Here is a 14,574-nt window from a genome sequence, read left to right as displayed (position 1 = left end):
AAGTTTATTTGGGACTGAATTTTAGAGTTTAATAAATAGAAAAATGCTTTTAAAATAGCGACATTGAGTTGTATTGAGATCATTGGGGTTGGTTGTCTTGAAGGAAAATATTGCAAATATTATAAATAATATGTTAAAGTGGTCTGCGTTAGATTTTATTGATTATGGTAATAATAATCCCTTTGTGCACTGCGATAAAGATCTACTTAAATTTATTAAAGAGAATAATTGCGTGGATTTTGCCCGTAATGCACATTTAATCGGAAGATTTGAAGGGACAAATAAGACCTATTATGTCTTTTTTGAAGAAGATATATGTAATTGCATTAAAATAGTTGTTCCTATCGATGCGGTCTTTCAAGATCAATATGATGAAAACGGAGGCAGTATTGGCTCACATAAAATTATTCTTCATTTAAAAGATTTTGATAGTGAATTTTTTGTGTTGGATAATAATGTTTTAATTTTAAAAAATGCCGATAGCGCAAATATTTATGGTTTCCATAAAAATTATCAAAAGGATATTGCTTTTCAAAAGCAGATTTATGGTGGTTAGTATCGGAAGGGCGATAAGTGATTGATACATTAGCAATTTTTGGCTATCGCTCAATACGCGATCTCATTGTGCCACTAGACAATCTTACCATTATAACCGGCGCTAATGGCGTGGGCAAATCTAATCTTTACCGCTCATTACGCCTTTTGGCTTCAGCAGCAAATGGTGAGCTTGTTGGTAATTTAGCAAAAGAAGGAGGAATTCAATCAGTATTTTGGGCTGGTCCTGAAAAAATTACCAGAGATATGCGATCAGGGCGCGCCGCTATACAAGGTACTGTATCAAGTCAAAAAAAGCGTTTAAAGCTTGGATTTTCAAGCCGTAACATGAGTTATGCAGTGGAACTTGGTTTTCCTACAAGTGGGGCGTTAAATAGCTCTTTAGAAAGCATGGGGCCCTTTCGATATGATCCACTTTTTAAACGGGAAACCTTATGGAGTGGTGCTTTACGCCAATCAAGCATTCATGCCTTGCGCAAGGGCGCTTTATTGTCGTTGCGTGACTTAGAGGGCGAACTTACTCCATCGCGTTTGGAACTTTCTGATTATGAGAGCATGTGCCTTATTGCTGGCGATCCGCAGGCTTCACCACAATTGTTAGAACTACGCGAAACGCTGCTTACATGGCGGTTTTATGATCATCTGCGTACCGATAGCGATGCACCGTCAAGGAAGCCACAAATTGGCACTTATACACCTATTATGGCCAATGATGGTAGCGACGTTGCCGCTGCCCTTCAAACTATTCTGCAAATTGGTGATTATAATTTGTTGGCTGAGATGATCGACCTTGCTTTTCCAGAGGCTGAAATTGATATTACCCACCATGAAGGTTGGTTTGGTCTGCAAATGCGTCAAAATGGAATATTACGCCCTTTAAAAGCTGCGGAATTATCCGATGGAACCATGCGCTATATTATGTTGCTCGCCGCTTTATTAACCCCACGGCCACCAAGCTTGATGGTTTTAAATGAGCCTGAAACAAGTCTACACCCAGATTTATTGCCGGCCTTGGCTAAGCTTATCTGTGCTGCTTCCAAAAACATGCAGCTCATTGTTGTATCGCATGCACAGCCATTGGTTGATTTATTGGAAAAACAAGGCCATGGCACCATATTGAATCTTTATAAAGAATTTAGCGAAACAACGTTTAAAGATAACAATCTTATCAATCGCGTTGGCTGGAAATGGCCGGATTAATAAGTTCTGCTCCAAGATAAATCGGCTATCGTTTTTATATGGTAGATAATTTAAAGCCCTTGATGCGCTAAAACATCAAGGGCTTGTCATTGGGAGGATCAAAAATTTTATTTATTTTTTATAAAAAGCTCTGATTTCCTCTATTATCTTATCTTGGTCGCTTTCGCTTAAATAAGGATGCATTGGAAGGCTTAACACTCTTTCTGCAAGACCTTCAGATACGGGCAAGCTGTCTTGCGCGCGGGCAAAGTCCTTATAGGCTGTTTGCAGGTGTAAAGGCTTCACATAGTAAATTACTGATGGAATGGCCTTTTCTTGCAAATGGGCGCGCAAACCATCGCGGTTTTCTGCTTCAATTGTATATTGCGCATAGGCAGAACGCGTATTTGCAGGGATAACAGGTGTTTTGACAACATCTTTTAAGCCATCATTGTAACGTTTACCAATAATTTCACGCTTTTGCATTTCGTCTTCAAAGATGGCTAATTTTTCAATCAAAATAGCAGCTTGGATAGTATCAAGACGTGAATTTAAACCAATGCGAACATTGTCATATTGGGTTTCGCCTTTACCGTGGAAAAGGATTGAGCGTAAAATATCGGCTAGTTCGTCACTATCAGTAAACATAGCGCCGCCATCACCATAGCAACCTAAAGGTTTGGCTGGGTAGAAGCTAGTCGATGCAACATCACCATAAGCACCACACATAGTATTATCGCTTTTACCGCCGATTGATTGCGCGGCATCTTCAATGACAAATAAACCCTCTTCGCCAGCAATGGCATTAATTGCCTTATAATCAGCTGGAAGACCAAATATATCAACTGGAATAATCGCCTTTGGCGTAAGGCGACCTTCCTTTTTAATCATTTGGATTGCTTCTTTAAGTTGCTTTGTGTCGATATTATAAGTATCGGGTAAAACATCGATAAATACAGGCTCAGCACCTACAAGGGCAATGACTTCAGCCGTTGCCGCAAAGGTAAAGCTTGGGCAAAAAACTGCGTCCCCTGGACCAATTCCTTTCGCCATTAATGGCATAACTAAAGCATCTGTGCCATTGGCGCAGGCAATGACATGCTTTACACCAATATAATCTGCAAGTTCTTTTTCAAACTGCGCTACTTCCGGCCCTAAAATATAACGCCCATCAGCAATAACTTTTAAAACTGCAGCGTTGATTTTATCTTCAATGCGCGCGCGCTGGGCGCCAAGATCTATAAATTGCATAAGGGCGGCTCCGCTTCTTAAAAATGATGGTCTATAACCACCGAATCAAAACATAATCTGTTTTAATCCTGATTTTTGTGAATGGCTACAGGTAAGCGTTCACAAGATTGATAACAACTGTAACAGCTGTTGAACGCATGACTTATAATAAGCCAATAACGCTTTAAAGCAAGTCACGCATAGTTCTTGCACCACTATGATTAACACTGCCAGCGGTTAGAATTTTCAAGACCGCAATCGCCTCATGGCCATTGGTGCGCGGCTCGCTACGCGTTTCTATACAATGTAAGAAATGCTGCAATTCGCGTGTCAAAGGCATGCCTTCGTTTACGGCAAGATATTCAGGCTCATTGGCAGTAAATGCCCATTGGCCATTATCCTGCCAAACCGCAAAGCGATAAATACCAAGTTTACGCTCCCATGGCTCAACATCATCAAACACCGCCATAGCTTTCGTGCCGACGACAGTTAAACGCCGCTCACGATAGGGATTAAGGCGCGATGCTACCAAATGGCTGCGTAAACCATTGGGAAATACCATATGGACATGGGCAAAATCAGATAATTGGTCAATAATCGCCGCACCTTCGCCGCGAATTTCTGATGGTTCGCAGCCAGTTAAAGCAAGAATCATTGAAAGATCGTGGGGGGCAAGATCCCATAATGCATCGCTTTCAGTATGGAATTTACCAAGCCCCATACGGTGGCTATGAATATATTTTATCTCACCCAATTCACCAGAATTGACGAGCTCCATGAGTTTTTCAAAAGCTGGGTGAAAGCGCAAAACATGGCCAACCATAAAAATGCGTTTATTTTCTTCAGCAATTCTAACTTCTCGTTCAGCATCTTCAACATTGAGGGCGATTGGCTTTTCCACAAGAACATCTTTGCCGTTTTCTACAGCGCGAATCGCATTTTGAGCATGAAACTGGGGTGGCAAAGCCATGACAATTGCATCAATATCTGGACGAGTGAACAAATCATCAATAGCAATTGCCTCGACATCATGTTCAGCTGCAAAGCCCTCGGCGCGGTCGGTATTAGCGTCAGAAACCGCGGCCAATGCTCCAAGGCCTTTTAAAGTGCGAATATGGTTACTCCCCCAATAACCGCATCCTAAAACTGCTACGCGTGGCGACATTTCAATCCATTCCTTTAATAATATTGTTTCAATATCCGCCTTATCGTCATATGACAAGAGATAAAGCGATAAACAATGCTTGACAGATTAATTTTAGCCCTTTATATCCACGCCACCGACAGCGAAATCGGCAACAATATTGATTTGCAGAATTGATTATTTGTTGATTTGGCGGAGTAGCTCAGTAGGTTAGAGCAGAGGAATCATAATCCTTGTGTCGGGGGTTCGAATCCCTCCTCCGCTACCATTATTTTTAAAAATAATGGTAGCCCTTATTTTTGATTAAGTTCCCAATTTATATTCAATATTTATTGAAAATTTTTGCTGCTGCTGATTCCTATCATTAGGAAAATTTCATAATTTGTAATATTTAATTATTTTTTGCAAAAAATTATCAAACTTATTAAAGATTAAAATCTGACGGTACTAATTTTATATCCTCAATATGGCTTACTTAAAATTATATTGAAATTTTAAAAAGGCAATTGACAACTTTCCATTTCCCTATAGGCTGAGCGTATAAAAGATATATCCAATAAGGATAAAGGGAACAAGTTGTGAAAAAAATTGCTTATGCAGGGTTTCTGCACGAGTCCAATTCTTTTGCGCCTTATTCAGCTGATTTAGACGATTTTGTGCAAGGTGGCGGTTATATTCCATTATCTCGTGGGGACGAGATTTTAACCAATGCTGCAAATGTTAATCTCGCGATTTCAGGTGGTTTACAATATGGGATCCAGAAAAATTGGACTTTATTACCAACACTTTGGGCGGGAGCAATTCCATCAGCTCCACTTACCTATGAGGCTTATGAAAGCTTAACATCTGAAATTATTGATCGCATAGCTTCTCTTGATGCTATTGATGGCATTTTTTTGGATCTTCACGGCGCAATGATGGCCGAGCACGTGGATGATGGCGAGGGTGAGTTGCTTGAGCGATTACGTAAAGTTGTTGGATACGACATTCCCGTCGTATGCGCGCTTGATCTTCATGGCAATATTACCAAAAGAATGTTTGCATTAGCTGATGCACTTATTGGCTTTCGAACTTACCCCCATATTGATATGAAAGAGACAGGTTATCGCGCTGCTAAAGTTCTTGATCATCTTATGCAAAGCCAAGAAAACTGGCATAAAGCAATGCGACGCGCTGATTTTTTAACGCCAATTGCTTGGCAATGTACAAGCCTAGAACCTGCGGCCAGTCTTTATAAGCTCGTAGAAAAAGCCGAAGATAGTCCACATATTTCGTCAATTTCACTTTTCATGGGGTTTCCTGCGGCTGATTTTGATGAATGTGGCGCTACTATTTTTGTTTATGGGGATGATATAAACACTATTGAAGCGCATGCTGACAGCTTACTTGAAGAATTAAATGATCGCGAAAGCGCATTTAAAGGCAAAGCTTGGTTACCCAGCGACGCGGTGAATGAGGCAATGTCGCTTGCTTTAACGTCGGATCTTCCGATCATAATTGCTGATACTCAAGATAATCCAGGTGCAGGTGGTTCCTCTGATACCACGGGCATGATTGCCGCCTTGGTTAATTGTGGTGCCACCAAAGCTGCTATTGGTCTTATTGTGGATGCGCAAGCGGTAGCCAGTGCCCATCAATTACACGAAGGCGATCGCTTCCATTGTAAACTTGGTGGAAAATCTGGCATCCGAGGCGATCAACCTTTTGAGGCAGATTTTACTATTGAGCGGCTGTTTGACGCCAAGGTGAAGGCAACAGGAGCTTATTTCGGTGGCACTGAGATGGATCTTGGGCCAGCAGTTTGCCTGCGCATTGATGATGTACGTATTGTTGTTACAACCCATGCGGCGCAAATGGCGGATCGGGCATTTTTTCAAATGGCTGGAATTATCCCAGAAGAACAAGATATTTTAGTGGTGAAAAGTTCGGTGCATTTTAGGGCTGATTTTACCCAAATAGCGCAGGACATTATCGTTGCTACTGCGCCAGGCAGTATGCCGCTATCACCGGCATCGCTTCCTTGGAAGAAACTACGGGCAGACTTAAGAGTTGAGCCCGATGGACTCATGTTTTCGCAATTATCCAATGTTTAGGCATATGTCCTAACCACTTGATTATTATTCTTTCTAAAGGTGTTCTTAATGCTTAAATACACCCTTAAACGTATAGTTTCCATTATTCCGGTTTTATTCTTGGTGGCTATTTTTGTATTTTTATTATTGCGACTAACCCCGGGAGATCCTGCTGCAATTATTGCAGGTGATGCGGCAACGCCAGAGCAACTGGATAAAATCCGTACTGCCATGGGGCTTAACGAGCCATTGATTGTCCAATTTTATCATTGGTCAATGGATCTTTTGCGCGGTAATTTAGGAAATTCGCTTATCTCAGGCGTCCCAGTTAGTGATATGATTGCTGATCGGCTTTCTGCTACTATTTCAATCGCGATTTTTACCATTATACTTTCGGTGCTTATTGCAATTCCAATGGGTGTTCTTGCTGCTTGGAAACACCGCTCATGGATTGACCATTTTACGATGAGCTTTTCCGTTTTGGGCTTTTCAGTGCCGGTGTTCCTAGTTGGTTATGTCTTGATTTTAATATTTGCAGTTCAATTGAAATGGTTTCCTGTGCAGGGCTTCACGCCAATTTCGCAAGGGCTTTTACCATTTTTACAAAAAGCATTTTTGCCGGCCGTCACTTTGGCAACCATTTATATTGCTTTGATTGCCCGAATGACGCGCGCAGCCATGCTTGATATTTTGAACGAGGATTTTATTCGCACAGCTCGCGCTAAAGGCGTGGGGGAAAGCCGCATTTTATTTGTTCATGCTCTTCGCAATGCTGCCGTACCCATTGCAACGATTGTTGGCACCGGCTTTGCTTTATTGATTTCGGGCGTTGTCGTGACTGAAAGCATCTTTAACATTCCTGGGATTGGGCGGTTGACGGTAGATGCTGTTTTGGCACGCGATTATCCAATTATTCAGGCGATGATCTTGTTGACGAGTGGTGTTTATATTTTCATCAACTTGTTAATCGATATTTCTTATGTAATTTTTGATCCAAGGATACGTTACTGATGAATGTACCTTCAACTCCTTCAAAAAATCTTTGGCTATTGCGTATCATTTCGTTTCCAAACTGGATGCGTCTAGGCTTTGGACCAATTATCGCGCTTGTTATTTTGTTGATTATTATAATAATCACACTAGCTGCACCCTATATTGCAACCCATGATCCATTGCAGATTAATGCAATGGCAAGATTACAGCCGCCAAGTAAGGAACATTTTCTTGGTACTGATAATTATGGCCGCGACTTATTTTCACGCATGATTTTAGGTGGGCGTATTTCACTGGTTATCGGAATTTTTGCGGCATTATTCTCGGTGGCTGTTGGCATTGTTTTTGGGCTTCTTGCCGGCTTTTTTCGGGTAGCGGATGGCTTTATTATGCGCGCCATGGATGCATTAATGGCCATGCCGTCAATATTGATTGCCATTGCATTGGTTGCTTTAAACGGTCCATCAATTGCATCGGTTATTATCGCAATCACCGTTCCAGAAGTGCCGCGTGTGGTAAGACTTGTGCGATCTGTCGTATTAACAGCGCGTGAAGAACCTTATATTGAGGCGGCAACGACTTTGGGAAGTAGCACATCAAAGATACTTTTCCAGCATTTGTTACCCAATACTATCCCACCTATTATTGTGCAGGGCACTTATGTCTTGGCATCAGCCATTCTTTTGGAAGCAATTTTATCATTTTTAGGTGCAGGTATTAGCACCGAGATTCCAACATGGGGTAATGTTATGGCTGAAGGACGGGTGTTCTTTCGTATTAAACCCTCTTTAATTCTTTGGCCTGGTCTTATGCTCGCTCTTTGCGTTCTTAGTATCAACCTTTTGGGTGATACTGCTCGTGACAACCTTGACCCTAGACAGAAAAAACGGGAGAGTTAGAAATTGTTTTTTAAAAAACGTGACTTTTCAGACCAAGATGTCGTTTTCAAGGTAAAAGATCTTGTCGTCCAGCTTGATCATCTTGACCATTTGCCACCCGTGTTAAAACAGGTTTCTTTTGAAATTCGCAAAGGGGAAACCGTTTGTCTTGTGGGCGAATCCGGCTCCGGCAAATCGGTAACCTCGCTTGCAACAATGGGGCTTTTACCCAAAGGCGCATTATCAGTTAAATCGGGTTCGATCAACTTGCAAGGTCGGGCGCTTCTTGATTTATCTGCGATACAAATGCGTGAGCTGCGTGCCACCAAATTATCGATGATTTTTCAAGAGCCAATGACGGCGCTTAATCCGGTGATGCGAGTTGGCGATCAAGTTATGGAGGTTCTTGATTTACATACAAAACTACCAAAGGATGAAAAGCGCAAGCGCGTTATTCATATGTTGGAACAAGTCCACTTACCTGATGTACAACGTATTTTTAATTCTTATCCCCATCAATTGTCGGGTGGACAACGCCAACGTATTATGATTGCAATGGCTCTGATTATGGAGCCGGCGCTTCTTATTGCCGATGAACCAACCACAGCGCTTGATGTGACAACCCAAAAGCAGATCCTATCACTTATTGATGAAATGCAAAAAAGCCATGGCACAGCGGTTTTGTTTATCACTCATGATATGGGCGTTGTTGCAGAAATTTCTGATCGCGTTTGTGTTATGCGTACAGGTTCTATTGTTGAGCAGGGCAGTGTTGAAGATATCTTTACAAATCCGCAGACTGATTATTGTAAAGAGCTTTTAAATTCTGTGCCAAGTCTTATTCCACGCCAACCGCGCCCAAATAGCGATGAATCTTCGGTTATAAATGTTGTAGATTTGGGCATGGAATATTTTTCCAAGGGCTTTTTTGTTAAAAAAAATATTGTCAAAGCGGCGACTAATGTCAATTTTTCGATTTCGCCGGGGCGAACATTGGGCATTGTTGGCGAATCTGGATCGGGAAAAACAACGGTCGCACGCTCAATCATGCGGCTTATAAAGCCAACAGAGGGAAGCATATATTTAGGCAAGGATGATATCGCGGGCCTATCTGGTCACCAAATGAAACCTTATCGCAAAAAGTTACAAGTGGTTTTTCAAGATCCGTTTCGCTCGTTAAATCCGCGTTGGACAATTCAACGTAGCTTGATTGAAGGACCGCTTAATTATGGGGTTAGCCGTGATCAGGCCATAAGTGAAGCGCAACGCTTGTTAAATATTGTGTCGCTGCCCGAAGATTGTTTAAATCGTTATCCGCATCAGTTTTCAGGTGGTCAGCGTCAACGCATAGCGATTGCGCGTGCTGTCGCCCTTAAACCTGATATTTTGGTTGCCGATGAGGCTGTTTCGGCTCTTGATGTTTCTGTGCAGGCGCAAGTTTTACAACTTTTAGATGATTTGCAAAAAGAAACAGGCATTACAATTATCTTTATCACCCATGATTTGCGTGTCGCAGCCCAAATTTGTGATGATGTCATTGTAATGCAAAAGGGGCATGTGGTTGAACAAGGGCGCGCTGTTGATGTTTTAGGCACGCCCCAGCATGACTATACGAAATCGTTAATTGATGCTGCGCCAAGCCGGTTTTGGGATTTCCAACGCCGGCAACCAATCACGCTTTCTGCATCTTAAGGGGGTTATTATGGCGAATATTATTCCTTTTATTTCTGAACATGAACAAGAAATGCGGGCATTATTTGAAGATTTGCATCAGCATCCCGAAATTGGCTTCGAGGAGACCCGTACCGCGGCAATCGTAGCCAAAAAACTGCAAGAATTTGCCTTTGATGAAGTTCATACCAATGTTGGTAAAACTGGGGTCGTTGGTATTTTACATGGTAAAATTAATGGCAATCGCACCATTGGTCTTCGAGCTGATATGGATGCTTTGCCAATTGAAGAGCAAAGTGAACTTGCTTATAGCTCTAAAGTTGCCAATAAAATGCATGCTTGCGGCCATGATGGCCACACCACCATGTTGCTAGGCGCGGCGCAATATTTGGCTCAGAGCCGAGATTTTAAAGGAACTGCGGTTTTTATTTTTCAACCAGCAGAAGAAGGATTGGGCGGTGCAAAGGCAATGCTTGCTGATGATCTATTTCAGCGTTTTCCTTGTGATGAAATTTATGGCATGCATAATAAACCGCAGGCAAAGCTTGGGACAGCAGCAATCCGTAAAGGGAATGCTATGGCTGGCGCAAGTTTTTTTGATATTGTCATCCATGGTAAGGGTAGTCATGGCGCGCAACCACAAGACTCTAAGGATGCACTTTTTATCGGTAGCGCTTTGGTGCAACAATTACAGTCGATTGTTTCGCGTAATATTGTTGCAACCAGCACGGCGGTATTGTCATGTACCAAATTCCATACAGGGAGCGCCTATAATATTATTCCTGAAACTGCAGAAATTGGCGGTACTTTAAGGTTTTTTGATCTTGAAATACGTGATTTGATGCAGACACGCATGACGGCAATTTGCCAAGGATTGGCCTTGGCGCATGATATAAAAATCACAATTGAGTTTAAAGAAATTTTCGATGTTCTGTTCAATGATGCAGGCTGCACTAACGTTTATATAGCAGCTACAGCCGAAATTTTAGGAATGGAAAATATCAATATAGATGCGCCGCCCATGATGGGCAGTGAAGATTTTTCTTTCATGCTGCGCCAAGTGCCGGGTGCTTACATCAATATTAATCACCCTGGTCCGCAAGCGGTTCATAATCCGGGTTTTATATTTGATCCAGATTTGCTGCCGATTGGTGCATCGATTTATGCACGCCTTATTGAAATGCGGTTAGCTTAAACAAGCCATGCATAGACGCAGAATGGGCAAATGTGAGCGATAGATAAAAGCATAAGTATTTTGGGAGAAGATATAATGGGTTTTCTTGATCTACCATTTGATGAAAGTGACATGATAGAGCGACTTGGCACATGGGTTAAATGTGAAAGTCCAACCTATGATGCGGCGGCAGTTAATAGAATGATGGACTTGGTTTCTTATGACCTTGTGCTTGCCGGTGCGATGATTGAACGAATTCCTGGGAGAATGGGCTTTGGTGATTCCATACGGGCTACATTCCCACATAAAAATGCTGGGCAACCGGGAATTTTAGTTTCTGGACACTTTGATACAGTTCATCCAATTGGTACATTACAACAAAACCCATTTCGGTTGCAGGATGGCAAATTATATGGACCGGGTATTCAGGATATGAAGGGCGGCAATTTTGTTGCACTTGAAGCAATGCGAATGCTTCGCCAACACGGCCTAGAAACATCATTGCCAGTTACGTTTTTATTTACGCCCGATGAGGAAGTGGGAACTCCATCAACACGCACGCTGATTGAACAAGAGGCATTGCGTAATAAATATGTTTTGTGCCCTGAACCTGCGCAAGAAAATCAAGGTGCAACGACCGGCCGCTATGCCATTGCACGTTATAATATTAGAACAAGCGGTGTTCCCTCTCATGCTGGTTGGCGGCTTAAAGAGGGACGCTCGGCCATCGCCTTAATGGCTGAAAAAATTGGTGAAATTGAAGCCATGACCAGCGAAGATTGCACTTTTAGTGTTGGTGTCATTCGTGGCGGGCAATGGGTTAATTGCGTGTCATCTACCTGTGACGCCGAAGTTTTGAGCATGGCAAAAACCCAAGAGGATCTTGATGCGGGTAACGCCAAGATGCGTGCTTTAACAGGTGATTTCAATGGCGTTAAATTTGAGGTGAAATGCGGCGTTACACGGCCAGTCTGGTCGCCAGAGCTTCCAGAAACAATGGCACTTTATAATGTTGCAAAGGATATAGCGGCGCAAATTGGTTTTCCCATGAGTTCAAGCAGCCAAGGTGGTGGATCTGACGCCAATTTTACCGGCGCTTTGCGGATAGCTAGTCTATGCGGGGTTGGTGTTCTGGGAGCCGGGCTGCACACTTTAAATGAGCATATATTTGTTTCGTCCTTGCTTGAGCGGGCAAAACTAATGGCAGGATTATTTACACGACTTGAATAATTTTAGCATTCATTTCTTTGTTGATTAGGGGTATCCTCATTGATTACACCGATAGAACTTCAAGACATTCATGCCGACGCTTCAATCACCGTAGATGATAGTGGGGTTGCCCATATTAATGCTCAAAATCGTGATGATTTATTCTTTCTACAAGGTTGGAATGCCGCCCGTGATCGCTTATGGCAGATCGATTTATGGCGCAAACGCGGGTTAGGCTTGCTTGCACGTGATTTTGGCGCAGGATATTTAAAACAGGATCGCGCCGCACGCCTTTTCCTTTATCGTGGCAATATGGCAGAAGAATTTGCCTGTTATGGGGATCACGCACATGAAATATGCCAAGCTTTTGTAAAGGGGATCAATAGCTATATTAACGGCATTAAAGCTGGATCATTTAAATTGCCACCAGAATTTTTGGTCTTTGATACATTTCCAGATTTTTGGCAAGCAGAAGATGTTGTGCGTATTCGCAGCCATTCACTTACCCGCAACGCATCGTCAGAAACTTTGCGCGCCAAGATTTTATCTCTCGCAACAGATATAGAAATAGGTGAATATGTCGATATGTTAAGGCAAAATCTTGAGCCGGCTATTTCTATTTCAAATGAAGATAGTGACGTCTATTTAGACGATTTTGCTAATAACCACATTCTGAATGATTTTTTTCTAGCTTTAGCACCAGTAAGCTTTGACAGAAAGCGTATGAATGCCAGATTGGACGAAGCCGATGATTGGGGGCATATAACATCAGCAGGGAAAATTGGCGGTGATAAGGGGATTAAGCTCACGGGTAATCAGGCTGATAGTGAAGTGATTGGTACAGGCTCTAGTCTTGAGGGATCAAATAATTGGGCAATTGCCAGTAAAAAATCGGCAATAAGGCGGCCTATTCTTGCCCTTGATCCACACCGAACCCATAATTTACCCTCAGTTCGCTATGTTGTTCATCTTACCATGCCACAGCTTGATATTATTGGTGCAGGAGAGCCTTGTGTCCCTGGTATTAGCATGGGGCATAATGGTTTTGCGTCTTTTGCCTTAACGATATTTTATGCCGATCAAGAAGATATTTATTGTTATGATATGGCTCCATCAAAATCTACGCATTATATATATCAGGGGCAAGAAGAAGCCCTCATTAATATTGAAGAAACGATCGAGGTTAAAAATTACCCTGCACAAAAACTATTTTTGCAATTTACAAAGCATGGGCCGGTAATCTTCCAAAATAGCGAGCATAAAAAAGTCTATGCCATTAAAACCGTTTGGCTTGATGCCGGTATGGCGCCTTATATGGCAAGCCTTGCTGTTATGAATGCAAAAACACCAGATGACTATCTTAATGGTCTAAAAAAATGGGGTACGCCAAGCGTCAATCATATTTATGCTGATTGTAATGACAATATTATTTGGAAACCAGCAGGAGCATTTCCCATAAGGCATAATTGGGCAGGGCTTTTGCCGATATCAGGCAATGGTATGTTTGAGTGGAGCGGCTATGCTGATCCATCAACAACGCCTATGAGACAAAATCCGCCATCGGGCTTTTTAGCTACGGCAAATGCTATGAATATTAATGAGACATGGCTAAAAAATCATTCAGCAATCGGATTTGAATGGTTAGATGTTAGTCGATCTAAAGTCATTCATCAATTTTTAGAAGAAAAAGACAAAATAGGTTTGGATGATTGCGCTAAGTTGCAAAACTCAACCCTTTCTTACACAGTAACAACCGTTCAAAGCCTCATTCAGTCTATTAAGGTTGAGCAGTTAACCAAGCGAGAAAGCCGTTTGGCATTTGATATTCTTTGCCAGTGGAATGGTGATTTGAGTAAATCATCAAATGCTGCGGCATTATTTGAAATTTGGTTTAATAATCATCTTGGGGCATATCTTACTAAGGCGAAGGGTGCAGATCAAAGTTTGATCAATCTTGCTATGCCTTTTGACACTGCATCCTTGCGATTAGAGCTTGCAAAAATTGCCAAAAATAACATTCATTATCTAGTGCTTGTGCTTGATGAGACGCTAAAAACTGCCTTTGAGGAAGCAACAAACAGGCTTGGAGCAGATTATAAGGCGTGGCAATGGGGCGAGCTACATCAATTACGGTTGCAACATCCTTTACAGCACTTTGTTGATGATGATTGGTCGATAGCAGATATCGAGCTTGGCGGCTCCGCAACATCGCCCAATATGGCGGCATATAATGTGCAAAATTATCAGGTTACAACCGGCCCTTCTGTGCGCATGATTATTGATGTCGGGCAATGGGATAATAGCCTTTTTATCAATACCCCTGGTCAATCTGGCAATCCTGATAATGAGCATTATCAAGATTTAAAAGATGATTGGCAAAGCGGCCAATATCGACAATTACTATATTCAAGTGAAGCTATAAAAAAGGCAGCAAAGGTTCAGTATTTATTCAAGCCCAAGTAAATTATC

11 protein-coding genes and 1 tRNA gene are annotated in these 14,574 nt (G+C 42.1%); 10 read left to right on the top strand and 2 right to left on the bottom strand.

Features of this window, described 5'->3' with window-relative positions; all coding sequences use genetic code 11:
* Positions 1-97: 97 nt before the first annotated feature.
* Together N6B01_RS09955 and N6B01_RS09950 are read left to right on the top strand one after the other, a co-directional pair.
* Positions 98-556 carry a hypothetical protein gene (locus tag N6B01_RS09955; RefSeq protein ID WP_262078558.1) on the top strand — a complete coding sequence of 153 codons (459 nt, stop codon included), beginning with the start codon at positions 98-100 and terminating at the stop codon, positions 554-556.
* A gap of 17 nt (positions 557-573) precedes the next feature.
* Complete coding sequence (locus N6B01_RS09950; RefSeq protein ID WP_262078557.1) at positions 574-1,755, top strand: AAA family ATPase; 1,182 nt, start codon at positions 574-576, stop codon at positions 1,753-1,755.
* Between the two features lie 111 nt (positions 1,756-1,866).
* On the opposite strand, the gene N6B01_RS09945 is transcribed toward N6B01_RS09950, so the two are convergent.
* Together N6B01_RS09945 and N6B01_RS09940 are read right to left on the bottom strand one after the other, a co-directional pair.
* Positions 1,867-2,985 carry a DegT/DnrJ/EryC1/StrS family aminotransferase gene (locus N6B01_RS09945; protein ID WP_262078556.1) on the bottom strand — a complete coding sequence of 373 codons (1,119 nt, stop codon included), beginning with the start codon at positions 2,983-2,985 and terminating at the stop codon, positions 1,867-1,869.
* 163 nt (positions 2,986-3,148) lie between these two features.
* Positions 3,149-4,129, bottom strand: coding sequence for a Gfo/Idh/MocA family protein (locus N6B01_RS09940; protein ID WP_182417611.1), 981 nt, complete (start codon positions 4,127-4,129; stop codon positions 3,149-3,151).
* Between the two features lie 170 nt (positions 4,130-4,299).
* On the opposite strand from N6B01_RS09940, the gene N6B01_RS09935 reads away from it, so the two are divergent.
* The 8 genes from N6B01_RS09935 (at position 4,300) to N6B01_RS09900 (ending at position 14,568) form a co-directional block, all read left to right on the top strand.
* Positions 4,300-4,376 (top strand) — tRNA-Met (locus N6B01_RS09935).
* A 310-nt stretch (positions 4,377-4,686) separates the two neighbouring features.
* Complete coding sequence (locus N6B01_RS09930) at positions 4,687-6,201, top strand: M81 family metallopeptidase (protein ID WP_262078555.1); 1,515 nt, start codon at positions 4,687-4,689, stop codon at positions 6,199-6,201.
* 48 nt (positions 6,202-6,249) lie between these two features.
* The gene (locus tag N6B01_RS09925; protein ID WP_182417609.1) at positions 6,250-7,191 is read left to right on the top strand and encodes an ABC transporter permease; all 942 of its coding nucleotides are present in this window, start codon (positions 6,250-6,252) and stop codon (positions 7,189-7,191) included.
* A complete protein-coding gene (locus tag N6B01_RS09920) occupies positions 7,191-8,072 on the top strand; it encodes an ABC transporter permease (RefSeq protein ID WP_410007208.1) in 882 nt (293 codons plus the stop codon). The genes N6B01_RS09925 and N6B01_RS09920 overlap by 1 nt, the downstream gene beginning before the upstream one ends.
* Before the next feature lie 3 nt (positions 8,073-8,075).
* Positions 8,076-9,743 carry an ABC transporter ATP-binding protein gene (locus N6B01_RS09915; protein WP_262078554.1) on the top strand — a complete coding sequence of 556 codons (1,668 nt, stop codon included), beginning with the start codon at positions 8,076-8,078 and terminating at the stop codon, positions 9,741-9,743.
* A 10-nt stretch (positions 9,744-9,753) separates the two neighbouring features.
* On the top strand, positions 9,754-10,917 hold the full coding sequence (locus N6B01_RS09910; RefSeq protein WP_262078553.1) for a M20 aminoacylase family protein: 1,164 nt from the start codon (positions 9,754-9,756) through the stop codon (positions 10,915-10,917).
* Between the two features lie 75 nt (positions 10,918-10,992).
* Complete coding sequence (locus tag N6B01_RS09905) at positions 10,993-12,126, top strand: M20/M25/M40 family metallo-hydrolase (RefSeq protein ID WP_262078552.1); 1,134 nt, start codon at positions 10,993-10,995, stop codon at positions 12,124-12,126.
* Positions 12,127-12,165: 39 nt separating this feature from the next.
* Positions 12,166-14,568: a penicillin acylase family protein gene (locus N6B01_RS09900; protein ID WP_262078551.1), complete on the top strand. Its 2,403-nt coding sequence runs from the start codon at positions 12,166-12,168 to the stop codon at positions 14,566-14,568.
* Positions 14,569-14,574 lie beyond the last annotated feature (6 nt).

Origin of the sequence: Bartonella sp. HY406 (genome assembly GCF_025449315.1) — a bacterium.
GTDB lineage: Bacteria > Pseudomonadota > Alphaproteobacteria > Rhizobiales > Rhizobiaceae > HY038.
Note: the sequence above shows the minus strand (reverse complement) of the source record. Positions and strands in the feature narration are given on the sequence as shown.

What these genes read in the sequence shown, in the direction of transcription:
- N6B01_RS09945 (WP_262078556.1), bottom strand. Translation starts at nt 2,985, where the DNA reads ATGCAATTTATAGATCTTGGCGCCCAGCGCGCGCGCATTGAAGATAAA.
- N6B01_RS09940 (WP_182417611.1), bottom strand. Translation starts at nt 4,129, where the DNA reads ATGTCGCCACGCGTAGCAGTTTTAGGATGCGGTTATTGGGGGAGTAAC.
- N6B01_RS09925 (WP_182417609.1), top strand. Translation starts at nt 6,250, where the DNA reads ATGCTTAAATACACCCTTAAACGTATAGTTTCCATTATTCCGGTTTTA.
- N6B01_RS09920 (WP_410007208.1), top strand. Translation starts at nt 7,191, where the DNA reads ATGAATGTACCTTCAACTCCTTCAAAAAATCTTTGGCTATTGCGTATC.
- N6B01_RS09910 (WP_262078553.1), top strand. Translation starts at nt 9,754, where the DNA reads ATGGCGAATATTATTCCTTTTATTTCTGAACATGAACAAGAAATGCGG.
- N6B01_RS09905 (WP_262078552.1), top strand. Translation starts at nt 10,993, where the DNA reads ATGGGTTTTCTTGATCTACCATTTGATGAAAGTGACATGATAGAGCGA.